The following is a 22,096-nucleotide window of genomic DNA, read 5'->3' on the forward strand; positions in this document are numbered from 1 at the left end:
TTTTTAACCGGAAACAAAAATAAAAGAGCTGCCCGAAGAGCAGCTCTTTTTTATAGTTATTTTTTGTTAAGTCTTTACTTAATATTTAACACTATAGTTTGGTGCCTCCCTTGTTACCTGAACATCATGAGGATGACTTTCCTTTACACCAGCAGCAGTGATTTTTACGAATTTAGCTTCTTTCATAGCTTCGATATTTCCTGCTCCACAGTATCCCATTGAAGCTCTCAATCCGCCTACTAATTGATAGATAACTTCAGAAACAAGTCCCTTGAATGGCACTCTACCTACAATTCCTTCAGGAACTAATTTCTTAATATCATCTTCAGCATCCTGAAAATATCGATCTTTTGAACCTGATTCCATTGCTTCCACAGATCCCATTCCACGGTAAGTCTTATATTTTCTACCTTCATAAATCACCACTTCTCCTGGAGCCTCTTCGGTCCCGGCAAGTAACGATCCTATCATAATACTGTCAGCTCCTGCTGCTATTGCTTTGGCGATATCACCTGAGAACCTGATACCTCCATCTGCAATTACTTTTGTCGGACGACCCTTTAAGGCCTTTGCTGCTTCATAAACTGCAGATAATTGAGGTGCACCAACACCTGCAATAACTCTGGTAGTACAAATACTTCCCGGTCCAACTCCTACTTTAACACAATCAGCTCCTGCATCTGCAAGCGCTATTGCTGCTTCAGCAGTGGCAATATTTCCGACAATCATATCGAGGTCAGGAAACTTATTTTTAATTGATTTTGCCATATCGATCACTCCTTTAGAGTGCCCGTGAGCAGTATCAATACTAACCACATCAACCCCTGCTTTTACAAGTAATGTTATTCGTTCTTCAATATCAGGAGTAACTCCTACAGCCGCTCCGACTCTTAATCTTCCAAAAGAATCTTTACATGCATTAGGCCTGTCTTTATTTTTAAGGATATCCTTATATGTGATCAGTCCGATTAGATTATTATCCTCATCTGTGATAGGTAATTTCTCGATCTTGTGTTCCTGTAGAATTGTTTCCGCCTCTTCAAGACTGATTCCTTCGCTCGCTGTCACAACGTGATCCCTTGTCATGATGTCTTTAACCGGAAGATTAAGATTTTTCTCAAATCTCAGGTCCCTGTTGGTAATGATTCCGACAAGCTTATTGTTTGAATCCACTACCGGAATACCTCCGATCTTATTTTCTTTCATGATTATTGCAGCGTCCCTTACCTTGGCGTCAATCGCCAGAGTGATTGGATCGATAATCATACCACTTTGTGATCGCTTGACCTTTCGTACCTGTTCAGCTTGCTGTTCTTTAGTCATATTCTTGTGAATAAAACCAAGACCTCCTTCAAGAGCCATAGCAATAGCTAACTCTGATTCTGTAACAGTATCCATTGCTGCAGAAACCAGTGGAGTATTAAGCTTGATATTTGGGGTTAAGTAGGTACTCGTGTCTGTATCGCGTGGCAGTACATCTGAGTAGGCCGGTACTAAAAGCACGTCATCATAAGTGAGCGCTTCATAGAGAAATTTTGATGAGTCTATCGACATAGCAAATAACTTTATAGGAACTATTATTTGCCGTGCAAAATTAGCTTTAGTACACCACATTTAAAACAAGTTTGGAAGAATTATTTTTTATTTAGTTAGTTTTGCCTTTCATATGTTAGAAATAATCCAATTATGATCGAATTTTTTGTTCAGGGTATACAAAATGGTATTCAAAACATGACCTGGCTTGAGGTGGTTGGAGTTGTATTTGGTATCACCAGTGTGTTTTTCTCTATTAGAAAAAGCATTTGGGTATATCCTACAGGAATTATCTCGGTAGTAGTCTACATTTATATATGCTATAAATATAAGCTTTATGCTGATATGGGTATCAATACTTATTATTTTGTAATGAGTATTTACGGATGGTATGTCTGGTCGAGAAGAGATCCGAATGATCCTGCTCATCATACCCCTGTTACAATTAATTCAACCAGAGAAAACATCATCTCCATCTTAATGACGGGGCTGTTTTGGGTTGCCATAGTTATGGTATTAAGCCTTACTGATAGTGATGTGGTATATTATGATGCTTTCACTTCATCTGTTGCAATGACAGGCATGTACCTCATGGCAAAAAAGAAAGTTGAGAACTGGATAGCATGGATTATCACTGACCTTGCTTCAGTCCCATTGTATATCCACAAAGAATTGGCATTTACCGCCTTTCAATATTTTGTATTTTTAATTATGGCCGTCGTCGGATTGATCGAATGGATAAAAACTTACAGAAGGGAACACAATTACGAATTGCAATAACCGGACCTGAAAGCTCGGGCAAAACCACTCTCACCAAAAAGCTTGCTGAACATTTTGATGCAAGCTATGTGCCGGAGTATGCCCGGGAATATCTTAATAATATTAACCGGGAGTATGATGAAAGCGACCTCCCCGAAATTGCGAAAGGGCAATGGTGGAGCTGGAATAATGTGAAAAAAGATAAAAGCCAATTGTTCATTGCGGATACAGATATGCTGGTCATTAAGGTCTGGAGTGAATATAAATACGGAAAAACACATCCATTCATAAAATACCTGTTTAAAAAACAAAACTTTGATGCTTTCATCTTAACCAAAGCTGACATTCCATGGGAGGAAGATGAATTGAGAGAAAATCCGCTGGACAGAGATGTTCTTTTTGACATGTATTTAAAAGAGCTTAAAAATCAATCAAAGCCTTTTACTATTGTAGAAGGTGAAGACCCGGAAAGAACTCAAAAAGCAATTGATTTTATTAATTCTCTCAGGTAACATCGATTCTTTCCAACACCTTGGCCAGCATTCCAGGCCATAATCTTTTCAATACTATTCCTGTAGATTCCTTTAGACCAGCTATATAAACTTCCCTTTTATTTTTCTTCAAAGACCTCACGATCTTTCTTGCACATTGATCAGCTGGTATGCCATGTTTATTGCCTGGTTCCAGTTTGCCCAGTGGACTACCATCTGCCGTAACCGCTTTTAGTGTAATAGGTGTTTTTATAAATCCCGGGCAAATAAGCGTGACATTAATACCATTCTTTGAATTTTCTGCCCGGACAGAATCGAAATACCCATGTAAAGCGTGTTTGCTGGCGGCGTAGGTTGACCGATATGGTGTGCCGTATTTTCCGGTGACACTACTGGTTGCTACAATATGACCGGATTTTCTTTCAATAAAATATGGCAAAATCTCCCGCGTCAAAGCAACAGCACTAAAAAAATTGACCTCCATAATTTTTCTAGTTGCTGAAAGATCTGTTTCTGCTGCTAGTGATCTTTGGGTGACTCCTGCATTATTGATCAAAATATCCAGGGTGCCATACTTTTCCAAAACTTGTTCGAATGCAGGCTTTAAAGTTTCTGTATTAGTTACATCCAGAGGTAAAATCATATGCCCAGTTCCTTTGCATTGAGATCTGACCTTTTCTAACTCTTCTTCCCTTCTTGCAGATAAAATGACTTTAGCTCCCTTTTCGCTTAGTTCCACAGCAAGGGCTTCACCAATGCCGGAGGATGCTCCAGTAATCCAAACAATAGAATCTTTTATTTTAGTCATAGATTTTTATTTGTTCCAAAATAATATTTTCTAAACATTATTGCAGAATATGCGTCCTTATTATTAGAATTGCACTGCAAATTCAGGGGTGCCCTAATAATTACGGGCTGAGATCATACCCTTATCACCTGATTCCGGTAGTGCGGACGAAGGGAGTAAGATTTAAGATTAATAACAAACACCATTGAGGTTAAGGTTCAGCTACCCCTGTCTTGCTGATGTTACACCTTTAAAACCTTAAATTATGTTTCGCTTAACTTTATTAAGCATTTTCACTCTTGTATCAATGATGATGAATGCGCAACATTCATTTTCCGGGAGTATTTCCGATGTAAACGGCGATCCGGTAGTTGGAGCCTATGTGTTACTGGGAGAAAAATCCCAAACCGTTACTGATACTGATGGGAAATTTGAATTCCAGGACATTCCTTCTGGAGATTACATGCTAAGAATCAGTCATATCAGTTTCGAACGATTCAACAGAGAAGTATCAATTCCTGAGGAATCATCAATCAATGCTGTATTGAAAGAGCAGGTTATTCAAAACCAGGAAGTGACTGTTTCAGCATTACGAGCAGGGGCAAAAACGCCTACTACCTATCAAAACATTGACAAAAAAGAACTCAATGAATTGAATCTTGCCCAGGATATGCCATTTCTATTAAACTTAACGCCTTCGGCCGTATCAACTTCTGATGCCGGGGCCGGAGTGGGATATACGGGTATTCGTATCCGTGGTAGTGATGCAACACGAATTAATGTGACAATTAATGGAATTCCGATCAATGATTCAGAAAGCCATGGTACTTTCTGGGTTAACATGCCGGATCTTGCTTCTTCTGTAGAAAGTATTCAGATTCAAAGAGGTGTGGGTACTTCAACCAACGGATCTGGTGCATTTGGTGCCTCTGTAAATATTGAAACCAACAACCTGCAAGATGAGGCATACGGAGAATTAGCACTATCTGCAGGATCTTTTGACACTTATAAGTCAACTGTAATGTTTGGATCAGGATTACTCAACAATCATTTTATTATTGAAGGTCGACTGTCAAAAATTGAAAGTGACGGGTATATCGATCGTGCTAGCAGTGACCTGCGATCACTAAATCTTGCAGCTGCTTACACTTCTGAAGATCATTTATTGAAGTTCATACTACTTTCAGGAAGAGAAAGAACTTATCAGGCATGGTATGGAGTAAGTGCAGAGGATATTGCCACCTTTGGGAGAACTCACAATTGGGCAGGTTATTATTTCAACCAGCTTGGAGAAGAGGGGTATTATGATGACCAGGTTGATAATTATGGTCAGGATCATTACCAGCTTCTATATACATTTAGTGGATTGACCAACTGGAACATAAACACTGCAGTACATTATACCCGCGGTAGAGGTTATTACGAGGAATATCACGGTTCTGAACCCTTTAGTGATTACTATCTCGACCCATTGGTTTTCCAGGACAGCACCATAAATCAAACTGACCTGGTCAGACGTAAATGGCTTGACAATCACTTTTATGGTGGTACTTTCTCCGCAGAGTTTACCCCAAACGCACCTTATCAGTTAACTTTTGGCGGGGCAATAAATCGATATGACGGCGATCATTTTGGAGAAATTATCTGGGCCAGGTATGCTTCGCAAACTGAAAACGATTACGAATGGTATCGTAACAATTCAGTTAAAGATGATTACAACTTTTATGTAAAAGGTCTGTATGACTTCAATCAGAAATTATCAGTTTTCGGAGATATCCAATTCAGAATGATCGATTATACCATGGAAGGTGTTTTTGACGGCTCTCCTGAGATAAGATCAATGAATTATGATTTCAACTTTGTTAATCCAAAAGTCGGATTAAACTATGCAATAAATAACAACATGAGCTTGTATGCCAGCTATGCAGTTGGAAGAAGAGAACCGGTGAGAAGTGATTTTGTCGATGCTCCGCAAGGTGAACAACCTAAGCCTGAAAAGCTTAATGACTTTGAATTAGGCTTTAGAAGCCAGGGATATAAATACGCAGTTGAAGTCAATTCATATTTCATGTATTATGAAAATCAGCTCGTATTAACTGGTGCTGTAAATGACGTTGGAGGATACATCAGGCAAAATGCAGGAGAGAGCTACAGAGCCGGTGTAGAAGTAAGTGGTCTTTACAATTTCAGTAGTCAATTTACAGTTGAAGGAAATGTTAGTCTTAGCCAAAACCGCATTGAAGAATTTAAAACTTTTGGAGAAACTGACCTGGTAACTTATGAAAATACGCCAATTGCATTTTCACCAAATATGATCAGTTCGGTAATTCTAAGATATAATCCAACAGATGATCTTTCAATCAATCTGATCAACAAATATGTAGGATCTCAATATCTGGATAATTCGGGAAGGGAAGTAAGTAAACTGGATGATTACTTTGTCAATGACCTCAAAATTGGATATAATATTCCAATGGATTCAGGAATTAAATCTTTGTCATTTGATTTACTGGTCAATAACATATTTGATCAGGAATATATAAACAACGGATATATGTATGGTAGCACTCCATATTTTTATCCCCAGGCGGGCAGAAACTTCCTGATTGGATTTACAGCCAGATTCTAAAATGAAATTTGTTCCGTTTCATAATATACCAGAACCGGAAAATTGCCTTGCGGTGGATTGTACCCACCGCAAGGCTCTTCCCTTAAGTCACTGGCGAGGTGCTCCTTCTCCTGAAAATATTCACGATGACACCTCTGCAGCAATATGCCTGAATGCCATTAAAGCAAATCTGATAGAAGGGTATCGATATGTTACCAATAATCATTTTGACATTGATGGATTTATGGGTGTATGGGCTTTAATGGAGCCGGAATTAGCACTAAAAAACGAACAATTAATTAGGCAGGCAGCGCTGATTGGTGATTTCAGAGAATTACCTGACTTAAACGATGTGATAAATGACAAAGCGCTCAAAATAGTTTGCCTGATCAATAAAATTGAAAAGGATCATTTTTATGCTCCTTTTGAAGCTCAAGACCAGGAAGATAAAGAGAGCAAGGCGTGTGTTGAAAAGTATGAGTATTTTCTTCCTAGGTTGAAAGCCTATTTAAATAATATTGACCACTATGCTGATTATTGGAAAGAAGAATATGAATGCGTAATCAATGGGTTGAGAAATATAAACTCGATCAAATATGATGACTCAATCCGATTAACAATAATTCATGCTAAAAAGCCTGTACATTATTACTCCTTGTTTAAAGGAACTGAAAATTCTGACATGGTTATTACTGTTTATTCTGAAAACAGATTTGAATTAGAATATAAATATACCAGCTGGGTTGACACTAACCGTCTAAGTTATCCTCGAGTTGACCTTACTCTTTTAACTGAAAGATTAAATAAACTTGAAGAAAATCCCGGTACCTGGATAGGTGATAAAATTACGGATACGGGTCCGATATTAAGGTTATCACGAGAAACACTCTCAAAAGCACAACGATTTGACCACCCTTTTAACAGACCGATCCATAAAAGCAGTATACCCGAAGAGCAATTCATAAAAATTATCCATTCTTATTTTAAAGAAGCTTACAATAACATCCAACCTCAGAAAAAGTACAGCTGGGAAGAAATAAAAGAATGGAACAAGCAAAGGGTTTAAAATCTAATTTTTAGATTTGAGCCATGTCTTCACATCACGTAATCAGAGAAGGTCAGGAGCCTGCTATTTATTTAAGAAACAGTAGCAGTGTAATTCTTAAAGTACTTCATAATTTGCTTGAATGGAGCCCATATCTTATTGTCAATTCTGATACGTTAGTTTTTTGCAAGGATCATGGTATAAAACCTGACGCAATAGTATGCGAAACAGAGAATGAAGTAGATTTCTTCATTGAAATAATACCTCATTTAGATACTTTAAATGATCTGGATCAGATCAAAAAATGGTTAAAATCCAGGAATTGCGATCAGCTGTTGATCTTTGAAGATATGAATAATCTGAAACAACTTATCAGTACTGATCCTTTGTTCGGTGTTATTGATAGAAATATTAAATATTCCATGATCAGAGAGAGAATATTAAAATGGTTTCCCGAAGGACAGAAACTATTCCTGGTCAATACAGAGTCAAAACAAAATATGGAATTTACTAACCTGAAAAAAAATAACCAGGCCCTTATTGTTATAAATACTGGCCTGGTTAACATACATTCAAACAATCCTTTTTACCTGGGTGAACTATTAGAATAGTCCGCTATCAGGAAATTGTCTGACATCAATTTTTTTATGATATCCTCTACCGTCATGGTTAAAAGGAAGGTTAACAACTAGTTTCTCGTCTTCTCCATAAGCTTCAATACGCTGATAATCAACATCCCTTGGCAAGGTCACTATTGCATGTACCTTAGGAACTTTCACATTTGATTCATAGGTATCAGTAAGTTTACATACAGTTAATTTATCATTGAAAATATCAACATTAAGCTCTTCAGGACTTATCCCGGGAACATTAACAATTAACCTGTAGTTTTTCTTTAATCGCTTAAACTTAACATTGGCTTGAACACTGCCTCCGTTAATTGTGTTCATGAAGTCCGTTGTTAACAATAGTTCTTTAGGAATTTTGTTATAAATTTTCATATCAACCTCAACTTTCTTCAATTAATTCAAGATATTTAATGCAAAGTTTGTTCCAAATAATTTTTTCATTTGTTATGACAAATAAAATGGTCAAAATGTCATCTACATCCGCTTTTAAAGACTTTCTGTCAGCATCTTTTATCTTAATAATAGGTTTCACATTATTTTATAATCATGTATCGGGACAAAACTCTACAGTTTTTGAGCAATCCCAGGGAACAAAAACAGCTACATATCAGGAAGGCATAAAGTTTTATAAAAGCCTCTCTCAAGAATTCAGTACTATTCAGATGGATTCTGTGGGCATGACAGATTCAGGAATGCCTCTGCACCTTGTTACTTATTCTCAAAATGAGGTTTTTAACTTTACCCAGTTGCATCGTGATAATAAAAAGATATTAATGATCAATAATGCCATTCACCCTGGAGAACCTGATGGGGTAGAGGCTTCAATGATGCTTCTTAGAGATATTGCAAGTGGAAAACAAGAAATCGATGAAGACATTGTCATTGCCATTATACCTTTTTACAATATCGGAGGCGTTTTAAACAGGAACAATCATTCCAGAGCAAACCAAAATGGTCCGGAAGAATATGGATTCAGGGGCAATGCAAGAAATTATGACCTTAACAGAGATTTTATAAAGTCTGATACGAGAAACGCTTTCGCTTTTCAAAATGCTTTTCATATGGTTAAGCCTCATCTGCTTGTCGATACACATGTATCTAATGGAGCCGATTACCAATATGTAATGACAATGGTCTACCCACAAAAAGATAAACTTGGAGGGGCCACCGCAAAATTACAAGAAGAATTATTAATGCCTTACCTATTCAATCAGATGGAAGAAGCAGATTATCCTACTGTACCATATGTCAATGTATTTGGAAGGACTCCTGAACCAGGATGGCAGCAGTTCCTCGATGGACCCAGATATTCTTCAGGGTATGCTGCGCTTTTTCAAACTATCGCATTTCAAAGCGAAACTCATATGCTTAAACCATTTAAGCAGAGAGTTTTGGCTACCTATGCCTGGCTAAACGCATGTATTTCAGCACTTGAAAAACACGGTGATGAAATAGTTGAAGCGCAGAAAAAAGATCGTCAGAATTTGATGGATCAAACACGGTTCTCACTCTCATGGGAAATTGATACTACAGATTACCAGATCTTGAACTTCAAAGGGTATGAAGGAAAGATCATTAAAAGTGAAATATCAGGAGGGGAAAGATTGTATTATAATCATGAAAAACCGTTTGAAAAAGAGTTAAAGTTCTACGATTCATATAAACCCGGAAATATAATCAATGCCCCCTCTTATTATGTAATCCCACAACAATGGCACGAAGTAATCAGGCGGTTAAAAAATAACGATGTAGAACTCAAGACGGTCGAAAAAGACACTTCCATACTAGTAGCGGCATATTCTATCAATTCTTATGAAACGAGTCGCATGCCGTATGAAGGACATTATCTTCACTATAACATAAAAACCAGTAAAAATCAAAAGCAGGTTAATCTAAGAAAGGGAGATTACATTCTTGATGTAAACCAACCTTCTAAACGATATATTATTGAAGTTCTCGAGCCAGAAGCACCGGATTCATTTTTTGCATGGAACTTTTTTGATACAAGACTCCAGCGGAAAGAACATTTTTCTCCTTATGTATTTGAAGACCTGGCAAAAGAAATGCTGGAGAATGACCGCGAGTTAAAGCAAATCTTAGAAAATGCGACCAAGGAAAATCCTGAATTAGAAAGTAATGCTTATAGTCAATTGAAGGTAATCTATGAAAACTCTCCTTACTCAGAGAGTGCCTATTTGGAATATCCGATTTATAGAATAGAATAAAAAAGGGACTCAAATTGAGTCCCTTTTTTATTCTGTTTGTTTATTGACCTAAACTCTCATCGCTGGAATTCCTTAACTTTAAAAGTAAAAAACATTCCTTTCGTCCTTTCATTGTATAAATAAATCTTTGGTTTTCATCAAGTTGATTACCTTTAATTGGTTTAAAGTATAGATCAACCTCATCTTTTTCGAAAAGAACGCTTTTTTCAACTTTTGCATTTGCGTCTACTCTTACCAATAAAGCGGCATAACCATTATAACCGCCCGTTGAATAAATTTTATCTCCTGGTTCCAAGTCTATATTTGCTTTTGTACCATTATACAATAAATAAATATCGTTACCATTTACAAAAGCATTATATGATCCTAAATATTTATCCCTTTGATCTTTAGCAATTTTTGTTCCCCAAACTATTTCTCCTTCAGGAGATAATTTGATAATCATAATGTCTCTGATATGATGGTAATATTTGTTTTCTGTAGGTGAGACATAAACAGAATTTACATGATGGAATTCACCTGTTAGAATAATATTTCCATCTTCTAACACTCTTAAATAATCAAGATCAAAATGTTTAAGTTCATTAGCTTCATTTTCTTTATCCTTTGTCACAGACTTCACATCATTCCTATATTTGAAATCAAGCGAAATAACATTTTGCGGCAAATCATTATGAACTCTTTTTAATATTCTTCCGGACTCAGAATTTATTTTTAAAAAGTAAATCCCTGCAACATTATTTGGTTTCAACCTTGAAAAATAACCTGTGCAAATAACATTTCCTGCATTGTCAAGCTTTAAAGCTAAGTCGTAAAAATATTCGTCATTGTCACGAATATTAACTTCTCCCTTATCGCCATTATTTCTAACACTTAATATTTTATAAGTATAATTAGGCTCGACCTTTTTTCGGTATTCTTTTGAAATGTTGCCTTTATAGTCAGACAGAAAACTTTCTTTTTTTTCGTAATATTCCTTATATAGTAAGTGAATGTTACCATCATTACTCACTCTAATATTTTTAATCACCGCTAATTTTGATTCTACTGGAAGTTCCAGATCCTTTTTCCAAAGACTTTGAAGGTTTGAATCAAATATTTCAAATGTATAAAAGGCATTTTCATTTGGATCAGTTGGGTTAGCAGTGGTAATAGCTATTTTACTTGTATCAGAAGATAAATTTATATAGATACCGTAATTTTCATCAAGTATAGATGTATTTTCCATTCGCCCCAATATCTTATAATCACTCTCATCAACCTCAAAAGTGTTTTTATTCACTTTATGGGCAACAAGGTCTAGCCCGTTAGTTTCTTTATTTTTAACAGAGGATATTGCTGTTAACTGTCCATTTAAAAAGATCAACTTTTGGATTGTACATTTTTTCCCATTTACCTTTACCTTGAATTGCTCTTCCTTAACCTCATTAAGGTCATTGTCTAATTTTACAAAATAAGTTTTGGTGTTAAATGCTAAAGCTTGAACATTCACAATATAATGTCCAGACTCGTCATGACCGGCATAGTGGTTGAAAGACTCTTCAGCTCTTCTCCGCTGTTTCTCCCCCCATTTCAAATCATATTTTGTGTTTCCCTTTTGGGCATTGGTGTGATTGTTAAACAGAAATAAAGCGACAAAAAGCGTGAAACAGACCCTTTTCATAGTTAAAAAAATTTATAAACTCCTGATTGATTAAAAAACAAAACCAGTTTAAGCCAGGTGAATTCAACACCTCTTTTAACTTAAACAATAAGTTTTAACTTCAAACTTCGGGAAACATGGAAACAGAAAAAAATTAATTAATCAAAAAAAAACCTTAATTTTGGAAAAATAACATTTCACTCATGATTCTATTCATGCCATATATTCCCATCACCTCCGTGGTGAAATAAACTGAGAAGAAAACTTATTCTTCTCAATTGAAAGTCAATTCTCAATTCTTTCTCATTTTTTATTTCAATAGGCATGAAGAAGTTTTTACAACAATCTCGTCATATATTATCTATTTTCCGGCAATCGCTGAGCGGAGAAGATTATTCATTTACATCAGGAAGTTTAAGAAAAGCACTTTTTATCCTGGCTGTACCAATGATTCTGGAAATGATCATGGAATCATTATTTGCAGTTATAGACATATTCTTTGTCAGTAAAGTGGGTACCAGTGCAGTGGCTGCAGTTGGTCTTACTGAAACTGTAATCACACTAGTATATTCGCTGGCTATTGGAATCAGTATGGCTGCTACAGCCACAGTTTCCCGAAGGACAGGTGAAGGAAAGCCTCGCGCTGCCTCTGAAGCCGCTGCCCAAAGTATGATCGTTGGATTATTGGTTTCTGTTGTTTTAGCAGTAGTCGGGCTTTTATACGATCAGGAAATACTTCTTTTGATGGGAGCTAGTCCTGAACTTGCTGAATATGGTAGTGTATACTTACAGTGGATGTTTGGAGGTAACATCTTCATAGTGTACCTGTTTGTAATTAATGGAATATTCCGGGGTGTGGGAAAACCGCACCTGGCAATGCAATCTCTGTGGCTAGCTAATGGACTAAACATTGTTCTAGATCCTTGTTTGATTCTGGGATTATGGATCTTCCCGGAGTTAGGTTTGAAAGGTGCTGCAATAGCAACGAATATCGGCCGTGGAGTGGGAGTTCTTTTTCAGCTATACCATTTATTCAAAGGAAGACACTCCTTAAAATCGAACTTATCGATGTTCCTGCCTAATTTATCTTTGTTAAAAAGATTAATTAAGATTTCTGCCGGAGGTGTAGGACAGATGCTGATCAGTTCAGCCGCCTGGATATTTTTAGCAAGAATTGTAGCTGAGTTTGGTCAGGCAGCATTCGCCGGATACACAGTAAGTATTCGCGTTATTATTTTCGCCATCTTACCTGCATATGGATTAGCAAATGCAGCGGCTACGATGGTTGGGCAAAACCTTGGAGCCAATAAACCTATGAGAGCTGAAAAATCCGTCTGGCTTGCTACAAAAGCTAATTTTATATTCCTTGGTATTCTGGCTATAGTCTTTGGAATATTCGCCAGGGATATTGTTAGTTTATTCGACGATACACCCGAGGTAGTTATTGTAGCAACCCGTAGTTTACAAATAATTTGCCTTGGATATATACCCTTTGGTTTTGCGATGGTACTTAGTCAATCGTTTAATGGTGCAGGGGATACAAGGACTCCAACTGTTATTAATTTTATATGTGATTGGGTATTTCAGATCCCATTGGCATATCTTATGGCTAAAACTTTCGGACTTGGGCCTTATGGTGTATTTTTGACCATTGCATTGACATCACTAGTGATGGCAAGCTTATTTTTTATTAGATTCAGGAAAGGAAACTGGAAAACTCAGAAGGTGTAAAATGGATAATAAAAAGCTTTTTATTTTAGATAGAGTGGCGTCAATGGGATTTTTTATAACATTGATCATTTATATGAATTATAAGTCACTGACAGTACTGTTGGTAACTACCTATGTTCTTTTGGTTACAGCAATTGTGACGAAATACTTCTTGTTTAAAAGGTCAGGTCAAAAAGTATATTTATTATTTGCCTTTCTGTATCTGGCACTTGTCGCGGCAGTATTTTATTTTAAATAACATAAAAAAAGCCATGATCTGAGATCATGGCTTTAATTTTATATTATCAAATAATTACTTTTTCTGTTTATTCATTCCTGGCTTTGGCACCCCATATGGAGCATTCCATTGTTTCCACATTACATATAGTCCTCCTAATAAGAACGGAATACTAAGTAATTGCCCCATGTTAATGAACATATCATCTTCAAAAGATTTTTGATTCGCCTTCACAAATTCTAATAAAAATCTTGCACTAAATAATAATACAAAGAAGAGTCCAAATATCACACCTCTACCAAGTTCCTGGTATTTTTTATGATATAAAATGTTCAGAATTATAAAGATACCAAGGTAAGCAAGTGCCTCATACAATTGACCCGGATGCCTTGGCACATTATCAACCTGAACAAATACAAATGCCCATGGAACGTCTGTAGGAGCTCCAACAATTTCACTGTTCATCAAGTTGCCTAATCTGATACACATTCCAGCAAGAGGCCCAACCAGTGCAAGCATGTCTAATAGCCACCATTTTTCTATTTTCTTATTTTTTGAAAACAATAACAGGGCAAGTAGAACACCAAAAATCCCACCATGACTGGCAAGTCCCCTGAAACCAGTTACTTCAAACTCCGGTTCAAATCTGAAAGGTAAAAATATTTCAAGTGGATGTTGAGAAAAATATTCCCAGTCATAAAAAATACAATGTCCAAGTCTTGCTCCAATTATAGTACCTAGTACAACATAAGTTACAAGTGAATCAAGATAATCCTGCTTAAGTCCTTGATTCTTAAAGTATTTATTTAAAATAATATAACTTAAAATAAAACCACCGGCAAAAAGCAGAGAATAATAGTGTATGGCCAAACTTCCAAAGTCGATCAAAATCGGGTTTGGATCCCACTCTATAAAATTTAATAGCATATTACAGTTCTGATTAAATTACTCAGGCAAATATAAAGGTAAATATTAACGAAGCTAAACCAGCCACAGAAAATAGCCGATTATTTATGATTTTTTAATTTAAATAATACATCAAGGCCTCTAAAATTATATTATTTTGTTATTTTGAGGTGAATTTTTAATATACGTGATGAGACTGTTATTTTTAATTGCCATCGTTATTTGTGGTTTTTTCAACTGCCTGGGGCAGGAAGAGCCTACGGTTATAAGGCAGGTTACCTACATAAATCTTCAGGATTCTGCCAATCAACCTTTCTTTAAAAGTGGAATGGAGATTTCTAAAATCTTGATCGAGGCTTGCTATAATGGAGATTTAGATGCTTACTATATCGACTATAAGGATAATAGTAAAATTATCGAACTGTCTCCGGAAGAAGTCGCAAATGCACTAACAGCTGAAAGTGATGGAGAAGTAAACCCTAAGCTTTTCAATGCCTGGAATGACGACAAAAGATACTCAAAAGGCGACGTTGTTCTTTTCGAGAATATGCTATACATGGCAACAAAAAACGTCCGTGGAAGAAATCCTAAAAGGAACAAACGATGGAAGCTTGTAGATTCAGGAATAGGTCAAATCCCTTATAATTCTCTTTACCTTATGGGTATCGATGAAACTGTTCTTACACATTCGGGTAACATCAAAAGATTATATAATTATATTAACTTCTATCTTCATCCATTACAAACCGGGGATGACATTGAATACCTGGTCTCATTCGAGTTTGACGATGTTAGAAAATATTTAAATAAAAATGACCAGTTCATGTGGTATAGAAATAATCATGGATCTTGGTGGTCAGGATCGGTTTTTAGTGATCCTGGATTAAACTATCTTCATCATACCGACTTTCTTAATAATTTACTTCTGGTAAGTAAAAACACATCTTTCAAACCATTTTTACTGGACGATGCTGGGTATAGAGTTGAAATCCCAATTGAAAATCTAAGTTCGCTTGAAGAAAATGAATATTACTTTTCTTTTGTTGAAGATGGGGTGATTAACGGTGAAAATATTGATTATATCGAGGTGCTGAATAATGATGGCATGCTGATCGCATTATTTGACTTTTCTGAATACAAAGCAGCGGTTTCAAAAATGTTTCAGATTCAATTTACCCCGATAATCTGTACCTTCGACATAGCATTAATTCAAAGATACTTTCAAACAAGTTCTCTTTTTAATCCAATGGAAATTGGAAAAAACGGCGTGTTTCTTTACGATGAATCTACTATTGATCCGTTATCCCAAAGTTTTACATTTGGTACTGAAACCGACTTTACCCCTGTAGAAATTAGCGGACCGTTTGAGAATGAAAAAATCACTCGTCTCATACCTGGTATCCCAGGGACAGAAACTATTAAAACCGGCTTTATGGATGAATTGGTTCAGGCTATCATAAATGACGAAATTGACGCCTATGAATCATTCAAGTTCGAGAAAGCTTTAAGCCTGAATTCATTAAAGCAAATATGGCAGGATGCCAATAAGAATGCAGTAAATAATAGCCAACCAATGGAGTTACTGTTCGATCATTATCAAAATGTTCAATTTGATAAATTTGGCCAAAATAAAAAATACGATTCTGAAGGTTTAGCGGTGATTATTCCATATTGGGCTAATCCTGCCGGTTTTGATCAACCTCTTGCTTATTTTACCTGGAAAGATATAAATAAGCTTTTTAGGGATCAGGATAAATATCCAAATGGAAAAGCTTTTCTGAATGCTTTGGAAAAGGATGAGCTTCAAACGATATACCTGTATAACACCTACATTAGAACAAAATAAAAGAACACTCTTTTATTGCTTATAAACTGAAAATCAAAGACTTGTTTTAAACAATATTTTTAAATGTGAGTTGTTAATTCATTGATATTTGTTATACTATGGCTATATTTGTTTAGACAAAATTTGTAATATGAAGATAGAGGAGGCAATTAAGACTAAAGGACTTAAAGACAATTATGAAAAACTTTTTGTCAATGTTATCTATACCAGCAATTGGTTTAAATCAAAATTAAAAGAGCTATTTAAGCCTTATGGAATAACCCAAACTCAATATAATGTACTACGGATTCTTAGAGGAAAATACCCTGAACCATGTAATCCTGGGTATATTACGGGTGTTATGATCGAAAAAATGTCTGATGTAACACGACTCATCGATCGCCTTATTGAAAAAAAACTGGTAAAGAGAAAAGTCTGCGAGACTAACAGAAGAATGGTTGAAGTATACATTACAAAAGAGGGGTTGGAACTTCTGGAAAGACTTGAGCCAGTGGTGGAAAAATCTCGCGATGATTTAAAAGTTCTTACTGATGAGGAAGCAAATCAACTAAGTCATCTTTTAGATAAATTAAGAGGTCATTAATTTATAAACCCAAACCGTAATTTTTCATATAATTAAACAACAAATGATTACCCAAATTTCATTTTTACAAGACCCGTGGACTGTCGAATTAATTATAAAAATAAGTCTATCACTTTTTCTGGCAATACTATTTTTGCAGTCGGGATTAGATAAAATTTTCAACTATAAGGATAATGCAGATTGGTTAAAAGGGCATTTTGCAGAAAGTCCGATTTCAGGGTTGACACCTTTGATGATTCCTTTGATTACTTTGCTCGAAACTGCTGCAGGAATTCTTTCTGCTATCGGAGTGATCATGCTGGTCATTTCTCAATCCGGAACCTTCGCTTTTCTGGGAGCATTACTAAGTACTATTAGCATAATCAGCTTGTTTTTCGGACAGCGACTGGCGAAAGACTATGAAGGTGCAGCTACTTTAACAGGGTATTTTCTGATTTGCATCGTAACTCTGTTTATGTTTATATAAACAGATCAAAATATTAAGATTAAGGCCGGTATAATCCGGCCTTTTTATTTTTAACTAACTTATATTTTTTATTGCTAAACCAGTTTAGTTTGAAACTTTAATAATCAAATTTATAACCGACGCCTTTGATCGTCTTAATGAAACGATCACCTAATTTTTCTCTGATCTTTCTGATGTGAACATCCACCGTTCTCTCAGCTACAAATACATCAGCACCCCACACATGGTGCAGTAAAATATCTCTTCCAAAAATATTATTGCTGTTGCTTGCAAGAAAATATAAGAGGTCAAATTCTTTTTTAGCTAATTGAATCACCTCTTCACCTACTCTTACTGTATAACTGGCTTTATCGATCATAAAATCTTTCGTTTCGATCTTTGTCTTGTCATCTACAGCTTTGTTTTCTCTTTTAAACAACGTCTCCACTTTTTTAAGGAGAGCCCTGGGTTTGATCGGCTTGATTATATAATCATCACCACCCACATCAAAAGCAGCTACCTCGGAGTATTCTTCGCTTCTGGCAGTAAGAAAAAAAACAAATGTTTCTTTAAACTGAGGGATATTTCTAAGTTGCCTGCAAGTTTCAACCCCGTCAATATCAGGCATCATTATATCCAGAATAATCAGGTCGGGATTAAATTTTTTTGCTATATCAATGGCTTCCTTGCCATTAGTAGCTTCCTGAACCTCATAGCCAGCACTGTTGAAATTATACGCTAGCAACTCTACTACATCCGGTTCATCATCTACGATCAATATCTTTTTATCTGTTACAGCAGGCATTTGGTTGGTAATATTTTAATACCGCTAAGTTCCTAATCCTATATTACCTCATTGTTAATAGTCTTTTAAAGTTGCTTTAAGTATAACTGTGGTATGTTAATTAATTAAACAAAAATCTTATTGCCCCAGGTGTCTCGTCATAATGATTAAAAAAAAGCTCCAGGATGGAGCTTATAATCAATAACACTTAATACCCGATCCAATCGGGCTCCCATCGGGAATTTTAGGTGGGGATGCCGGAACAGATTTAAGTTCACCCTCCAGGTATTCACTAATATAATTTGACAACAATTTATCCTCAGGCTGGTCAGAGTTAACCAAAGAGTCATTTAATTTCTCGAGGAACACCAGAATTTCTGCTTTCACTGATACCGATGAGTTTTTGTCTTCTTTTAATTCTATAATTCTTTTTATAAACTGATTTCTAACCGAAAACATGATCTGATTTCCAAATTCTGATTTACCAGTTCCCTTTTTAATTTCATTTAAAATGCTGTCAAATACATCTTTGACTGTTATTAGATTATCTTCCTGGCTACTTTGTATTGACAGGCGATTAATTCTTTGCGGGTTTAATAATGCATTAAAGGTAAATGATGAAGCTGTTTCTGCAATTCCTACAGGATCAAGAACCGGATCAGTTTTTCCCATTAAAGATTCTCTTCCTTTCCTGTCTCCATATGATTTAGGCGGTATTACAGATAATATCTTATCACTTAACATGAGGTTTTCAAGTGAAATAGTTTCCAATATGGTGGATAAAGCTTCGCTTTGAACCTCCGCTGAGACAGGTTCATTTATTAAATTACCTTCCCCTTTTACACTATATCTGTAATCTACCCCTCCAATTAATTTAACTGCTGCCTCAAGTTGGTACCGATGAAAGAAATATAATGGTGCCAGCATCTCTTCAAGGTCTGAATACGACCTTCCCTCTGGTAAATTATCAGGCCCAAATTTATCAAGAGCAATTTTCCTTATTTTTAAAACTCGCTTTAGTTCTTGATCTGCGCTCAAACCATTATCCCACAAATGTGTTTCAGGGTGAGCCCCATATATTGGTCTTGCATCCTGGTCAGAAAGAAAATAAATGCCTTTTTCTGATGCTTCACTGATTACTTTTTTTCTTTCCTCTTCAGAATGGTCTCCATACCCGTAATTAATAGCCACTTTATCCCATTCTCCAATTCCTGCATCATAAGCAGAATCAAATTTTAATTGTCCGTCTGCTCCTTCGTAAACATATGGATGAGGATAATCCATTACTGACTCCCTGCCATACGAACTTGCTGCATAATTATGTGCCAAGCCCAATGTATGCCCCACTTCATGAGCAGATAATTGCCTGATCCGAGCCAGGGCAAGCGCCATATGTGGAGCGGTATTTGGGTTAAGACCATACGCAGGCACCAAAGCCTGTGCAATCAGGAAATCCTGCCTTACCCTTAAAGAACCAAGAGTTACCATCCCTTTTACAATCTCACCAGTTCGGGGATCAATTACCTGGACGCCATATGACCACCCTCGGGTTGACCGATGAACCCACTGAATGACGTTATACCGACTATCCATCGGATGAATAGAGTCAGGCAATACTTTGACTTGAAAGGCATTTTTAAATCCCGCAGCTTCAAAAGCCTGATCCCACCAACTTGCTCCATCTAATAAAGCAGACCGAACAGGTTCAGGGGTTCCGGGATCTAAATAATAAACAATAGGTTCAACAGGCTCAGAGATTTCGGCTTCCGTGTCTTTTTTAATCAATCTATGTTTGGTAATGAATCGTTCTTCAATAGGTTGATCAATCGGAGAGGCATAATTATATCTTCTAATACCAAAATAGCCTCCTCCCGGATGAAATTTTACAGGTTCAAAACCTTCTTCAGGCAAAGAAACAAAGCTATTCCGCACTTGAATTGTAACGGCGCCGGCAGTAGGAGTTACACTTCTGATTTCATAGTCTTGAGGCTCTCCTCTGAAAGTGAGCATGGCTTCAAACTCAGTATTGCGCGGGAAATTAAAACTCTTTTCAGGTAATATGACAGAAGCTTCCTTGTCAAGAGTATAACTTCCCTGCCCCTGATCCTTTAAAGTTTTAGCAATATTGTGAGCATCTCTTGTGATGAAATCTGTTATATCAATCCAATCGCCATCTGTACTTCCTGATTTTTTCTTTTCTATAGAAAAAGATGCTAATACAGATTTAGCAAAGGCTTCTTCAACAGCTCTCACCTCAAAACTATTATCAGTAACAGCTACATAACTTGAATTTGGTTCAATTAATAAGACCTTGTTCCCATACTTACTAAACTTCACCATCCTGGAATTACCCAGTTGCCCTCTGTCCAGACCGATATCATTGGAACCAATACCGGCAGTAAGACTGTTTATATAGAGAAAAAGGCTGTCATAATGTTTAACTTTTAAATAAACCTTTTGAGATGCCGCATCAATCTTGTAATCAAAAAAGCCCTCGACAACTTTTACTTTGTCCTCCTCAGTCTCATCAGAAGCCGCTTGATTTGCCGAAGCACAGGCTGATAATATAAAAAGGCTGACGAATAGCCTGAATAATTTAATATGATTCATCGTGTATTTATTAATTCGGTTTTTAATTAACAAAATACAAAAACACGCGATGAAAACAATTTATTTACTGAAGGTAGTTATCTTTCAAAAACAACATAAGGATTATCCTCATGTAACCTGGCACTTGTCACTTCATCATTATAATTAAAATGAATGATATTAGACTGGTCATCGTATTTTTCAAAAATCAGTGTGTTTCTAACAAAGAGTTTAGAAACTTTTTTCACATCTTCAACTTCAATAAAAATCATCAAGGCATCCTGATCTAATTGAGAACCGAGGTATTTTAGAGATGATTTTTTATCGTCTATTCTAAGATTAAAATTCTTTAAAAAATAGGGTTTCAGGATATCATCAAGCTTTCCTGCCTTTGATAAAGCAATCACATCAAGAGTTTCTCCTTTTACATCATTCAATGCTAACTCAAGATCATCCAAAAAAACACGAGACGTAATTTGAAGTACATTTTGATCTTTTTTGTGAACAATATCTGTCACGCTTACGTGAAAAGGATGTAGGCTCCAGAAAAATGATAATATCGCCGTTAAAAATATTTTTGCCGTCATATTAGATATTTTATATATGTAAAGTTACTATAGTTTATTAATATTGAACTTTTAAGGAGTCACAAAAAATATACCCGTTTTTAAATATGGATAACTTCTTGCTCTATTTTGAGCTGGGCCTCAGGCATATATTGGATATAAATGGATATGACCACATTTTATTTGTCATTGCATTAGGTATCATTTTTATGTTTCGGGACTGGAAAAGAGTTTTAGTTTTAGTCACTGCCTTTACTGTTGGTCATTCGATCACACTGGCACTTTCAGCTTTCGATCTGATTGATTATGATCACAGGCGAATTGAAAAATTGATAGTATTAACGATACTTATCACAGCAGTGGCTAACCTTTTCAGAAAAAAATACTCTGAAAATAAAAAGTTAGTCAGTATGAATTCTATTCTTGCGTTATTTTTCGGATTAATTCACGGATTAGGGTTCAGTACATATTTCAAGACGCTTCTAGGAAGAGAAAAATCAATAATTGGGCCGTTATTTGCATTTAATATAGGTCTGGAAGTTGGCCAGATTGTTGTGGTATTAGCTGTGCTGATTACTACATCCCTCTTTGTAAACCTCGCTGGTGTTAAACGACGGGACTGGGTGTTGATAATATCATCAGCAGTAGCTGGTATAGCTGTCAGCTTTTTAATTTAGAATACAATTTAACAATTCAATAAATTAACAATA

At 36.1% G+C, this 22,096-nt stretch carries 19 protein-coding genes and 1 riboswitch; of the genes, 11 read left to right on the forward strand and 8 right to left on the reverse strand.

Features of this window, described 5'->3' with window-relative positions; all coding sequences use genetic code 11:
• Positions 1 to 78: 78 nt before the first annotated feature.
• On the reverse strand, positions 79 to 1,554 hold the full coding sequence (gene guaB / locus OO013_RS12170) for an IMP dehydrogenase (protein ID WP_266057474.1): 1,476 nt from the start codon (positions 1,552 to 1,554) through the stop codon (positions 79 to 81).
• 132 nt (positions 1,555 to 1,686) lie between these two features.
• Between guaB and pnuC the strand changes: the two genes are divergently transcribed.
• Together pnuC and OO013_RS12180 are read left to right on the forward strand one after the other, a co-directional pair.
• The gene (pnuC, locus tag OO013_RS12175) at positions 1,687 to 2,313 is read left to right on the forward strand and encodes a nicotinamide riboside transporter PnuC (protein ID WP_266057083.1); all 627 of its coding nucleotides are present in this window, start codon (positions 1,687 to 1,689) and stop codon (positions 2,311 to 2,313) included.
• Positions 2,268 to 2,804, forward strand: a complete 537-nt coding sequence (locus tag OO013_RS12180) for an AAA family ATPase (protein ID WP_266057084.1) — start codon at positions 2,268 to 2,270, stop codon at positions 2,802 to 2,804. The genes pnuC and OO013_RS12180 overlap by 46 nt, the downstream gene beginning before the upstream one ends.
• Here the strand turns inward: OO013_RS12180 and OO013_RS12185 are convergent.
• Positions 2,797 to 3,591, reverse strand: a complete 795-nt coding sequence (locus OO013_RS12185; RefSeq protein WP_266057085.1) for an SDR family oxidoreductase — start codon at positions 3,589 to 3,591, stop codon at positions 2,797 to 2,799. The two genes, OO013_RS12180 and OO013_RS12185, sit on opposite strands and share 8 nt — an antisense overlap.
• Positions 3,592 to 3,665: 74 nt before the next feature.
• A riboswitch (TPP riboswitch) is annotated at positions 3,666 to 3,763 on the forward strand.
• Positions 3,764 to 3,835: 72 nt separating this feature from the next.
• Here OO013_RS12185 and OO013_RS12190 point away from each other — a divergent pair.
• The 3 genes from OO013_RS12190 to OO013_RS12200 are packed head-to-tail and all read left to right on the forward strand — an operon-like array spanning position 3,836 to position 7,834.
• Complete coding sequence (locus OO013_RS12190) at positions 3,836 to 6,199, forward strand: TonB-dependent receptor (protein ID WP_266057086.1); 2,364 nt, start codon at positions 3,836 to 3,838, stop codon at positions 6,197 to 6,199.
• Between the two features lies 1 nt (position 6,200).
• Positions 6,201 to 7,244: a DUF6687 family protein gene (locus OO013_RS12195; RefSeq protein WP_266057087.1), complete on the forward strand. Its 1,044-nt coding sequence runs from the start codon at positions 6,201 to 6,203 to the stop codon at positions 7,242 to 7,244.
• Between the two features lie 23 nt (positions 7,245 to 7,267).
• Complete coding sequence (locus OO013_RS12200; protein ID WP_266057088.1) at positions 7,268 to 7,834, forward strand: hypothetical protein; 567 nt, start codon at positions 7,268 to 7,270, stop codon at positions 7,832 to 7,834.
• On the opposite strand, the gene OO013_RS12205 is transcribed toward OO013_RS12200, so the two are convergent.
• Positions 7,826 to 8,173 (reverse strand): Hsp20/alpha crystallin family protein, encoded by a 348-nt coding sequence (locus OO013_RS12205; RefSeq protein WP_266057089.1) that lies wholly within the window; start codon positions 8,171 to 8,173, stop codon positions 7,826 to 7,828. The two genes, OO013_RS12200 and OO013_RS12205, sit on opposite strands and share 9 nt — an antisense overlap.
• Before the next feature lie 146 nt (positions 8,174 to 8,319).
• Here OO013_RS12205 and OO013_RS12210 point away from each other — a divergent pair, with 146 nt between their 5' ends.
• Positions 8,320 to 10,077 carry a M14 family metallopeptidase gene (locus OO013_RS12210; RefSeq protein ID WP_266057090.1) on the forward strand — a complete coding sequence of 586 codons (1,758 nt, stop codon included), beginning with the start codon at positions 8,320 to 8,322 and terminating at the stop codon, positions 10,075 to 10,077.
• 40 nt (positions 10,078 to 10,117) lie between these two features.
• Here OO013_RS12210 and OO013_RS12215 read toward each other — a convergent pair whose 3' ends face one another.
• Entirely contained in the window at positions 10,118 to 11,740 is a 1,623-nt protein-coding gene (locus OO013_RS12215) for a hypothetical protein (protein ID WP_266057091.1), read from the reverse strand.
• Between the two features lie 303 nt (positions 11,741 to 12,043).
• Here OO013_RS12215 and OO013_RS12220 point away from each other — a divergent pair, with 303 nt between their 5' ends.
• Positions 12,044 to 13,450 (forward strand): MATE family efflux transporter, encoded by a 1,407-nt coding sequence (locus OO013_RS12220; RefSeq protein WP_266057092.1) that lies wholly within the window; start codon positions 12,044 to 12,046, stop codon positions 13,448 to 13,450.
• Between the two features lie 292 nt (positions 13,451 to 13,742).
• On the opposite strand, the gene lgt is transcribed toward OO013_RS12220, so the two are convergent.
• Entirely contained in the window at positions 13,743 to 14,594 is an 852-nt protein-coding gene (lgt, locus tag OO013_RS12225) for a prolipoprotein diacylglyceryl transferase (RefSeq protein ID WP_266057093.1), read from the reverse strand.
• 169 nt (positions 14,595 to 14,763) lie between these two features.
• Between lgt and OO013_RS12230 the strand changes: the two genes are divergently transcribed.
• From OO013_RS12230 to OO013_RS12240, 3 genes are all read left to right on the forward strand, one after another.
• Positions 14,764 to 16,419 carry a hypothetical protein gene (locus OO013_RS12230; protein ID WP_266057094.1) on the forward strand — a complete coding sequence of 552 codons (1,656 nt, stop codon included), beginning with the start codon at positions 14,764 to 14,766 and terminating at the stop codon, positions 16,417 to 16,419.
• A 130-nt stretch (positions 16,420 to 16,549) separates the two neighbouring features.
• Entirely contained in the window at positions 16,550 to 17,002 is a 453-nt protein-coding gene (locus OO013_RS12235; protein ID WP_266057095.1) for a MarR family winged helix-turn-helix transcriptional regulator, read from the forward strand.
• A 43-nt stretch (positions 17,003 to 17,045) separates the two neighbouring features.
• Complete coding sequence (locus OO013_RS12240; protein WP_266057096.1) at positions 17,046 to 17,468, forward strand: DoxX family membrane protein; 423 nt, start codon at positions 17,046 to 17,048, stop codon at positions 17,466 to 17,468.
• 97 nt (positions 17,469 to 17,565) lie between these two features.
• Here OO013_RS12240 and OO013_RS12245 read toward each other — a convergent pair whose 3' ends face one another.
• The 3 genes from OO013_RS12245 to OO013_RS12255 all read right to left on the reverse strand — a co-directional run bounded on the left by OO013_RS12245 (position 17,566) and on the right by OO013_RS12255 (position 21,407).
• Positions 17,566 to 18,252, reverse strand: coding sequence for a response regulator transcription factor (locus tag OO013_RS12245; protein WP_266057097.1), 687 nt, complete (start codon positions 18,250 to 18,252; stop codon positions 17,566 to 17,568).
• Positions 18,253 to 18,429: 177 nt separating this feature from the next.
• Positions 18,430 to 20,841, reverse strand: a complete 2,412-nt coding sequence (locus OO013_RS12250) for a zinc-dependent metalloprotease (RefSeq protein ID WP_266057098.1) — start codon at positions 20,839 to 20,841, stop codon at positions 18,430 to 18,432.
• Positions 20,842 to 20,918: 77 nt separating this feature from the next.
• Complete coding sequence (locus tag OO013_RS12255; RefSeq protein WP_266057099.1) at positions 20,919 to 21,407, reverse strand: DUF6702 family protein; 489 nt, start codon at positions 21,405 to 21,407, stop codon at positions 20,919 to 20,921.
• Positions 21,408 to 21,493: 86 nt separating this feature from the next.
• On the opposite strand from OO013_RS12255, the gene OO013_RS12260 reads away from it, so the two are divergent.
• Positions 21,494 to 22,063 (forward strand): HupE/UreJ family protein, encoded by a 570-nt coding sequence (locus tag OO013_RS12260; protein WP_266057100.1) that lies wholly within the window; start codon positions 21,494 to 21,496, stop codon positions 22,061 to 22,063.
• Positions 22,064 to 22,096: the final 33 nt, after the last annotated feature.

The sequence above is a fragment of the Mangrovivirga halotolerans genome, assembly GCF_026241165.1.
GTDB classification, from domain to species: domain Bacteria; phylum Bacteroidota; class Bacteroidia; order Cytophagales; family Cyclobacteriaceae; genus Mangrovivirga; species Mangrovivirga halotolerans.

Excerpts from the sequence above, each read along its gene's own strand:
- guaB (WP_266057474.1), bottom strand. The coding sequence starts at position 1,554 with ATGTCGATAGACTCATCAAAATTTCTCTATGAAGCGCTCACTTATGAT.
- pnuC (WP_266057083.1), top strand. The coding sequence starts at position 1,687 with ATGATCGAATTTTTTGTTCAGGGTATACAAAATGGTATTCAAAACATG.
- OO013_RS12180 (WP_266057084.1), top strand. The coding sequence starts at position 2,268 with ATGGATAAAAACTTACAGAAGGGAACACAATTACGAATTGCAATAACC.
- OO013_RS12185 (WP_266057085.1), bottom strand. The coding sequence starts at position 3,591 with ATGACTAAAATAAAAGATTCTATTGTTTGGATTACTGGAGCATCCTCC.
- OO013_RS12190 (WP_266057086.1), top strand. The coding sequence starts at position 3,836 with ATGTTTCGCTTAACTTTATTAAGCATTTTCACTCTTGTATCAATGATG.
- OO013_RS12195 (WP_266057087.1), top strand. The coding sequence starts at position 6,201 with ATGAAATTTGTTCCGTTTCATAATATACCAGAACCGGAAAATTGCCTT.
- OO013_RS12200 (WP_266057088.1), top strand. The coding sequence starts at position 7,268 with ATGTCTTCACATCACGTAATCAGAGAAGGTCAGGAGCCTGCTATTTAT.
- OO013_RS12205 (WP_266057089.1), bottom strand. The coding sequence starts at position 8,173 with ATGAACACAATTAACGGAGGCAGTGTTCAAGCCAATGTTAAGTTTAAG.
- OO013_RS12210 (WP_266057090.1), top strand. The coding sequence starts at position 8,320 with ATGTCATCTACATCCGCTTTTAAAGACTTTCTGTCAGCATCTTTTATC.
- OO013_RS12215 (WP_266057091.1), bottom strand. The coding sequence starts at position 11,740 with ATGAAAAGGGTCTGTTTCACGCTTTTTGTCGCTTTATTTCTGTTTAAC.
- OO013_RS12220 (WP_266057092.1), top strand. The coding sequence starts at position 12,044 with ATGAAGAAGTTTTTACAACAATCTCGTCATATATTATCTATTTTCCGG.
- lgt (WP_266057093.1), bottom strand. The coding sequence starts at position 14,594 with ATGCTATTAAATTTTATAGAGTGGGATCCAAACCCGATTTTGATCGAC.
- OO013_RS12230 (WP_266057094.1), top strand. The coding sequence starts at position 14,764 with ATGAGACTGTTATTTTTAATTGCCATCGTTATTTGTGGTTTTTTCAAC.
- OO013_RS12235 (WP_266057095.1), top strand. The coding sequence starts at position 16,550 with ATGAAGATAGAGGAGGCAATTAAGACTAAAGGACTTAAAGACAATTAT.
- OO013_RS12240 (WP_266057096.1), top strand. The coding sequence starts at position 17,046 with ATGATTACCCAAATTTCATTTTTACAAGACCCGTGGACTGTCGAATTA.
- OO013_RS12245 (WP_266057097.1), bottom strand. The coding sequence starts at position 18,252 with ATGCCTGCTGTAACAGATAAAAAGATATTGATCGTAGATGATGAACCG.
- OO013_RS12250 (WP_266057098.1), bottom strand. The coding sequence starts at position 20,841 with ATGAATCATATTAAATTATTCAGGCTATTCGTCAGCCTTTTTATATTA.
- OO013_RS12255 (WP_266057099.1), bottom strand. The coding sequence starts at position 21,407 with ATGACGGCAAAAATATTTTTAACGGCGATATTATCATTTTTCTGGAGC.
- OO013_RS12260 (WP_266057100.1), top strand. The coding sequence starts at position 21,494 with ATGGATAACTTCTTGCTCTATTTTGAGCTGGGCCTCAGGCATATATTG.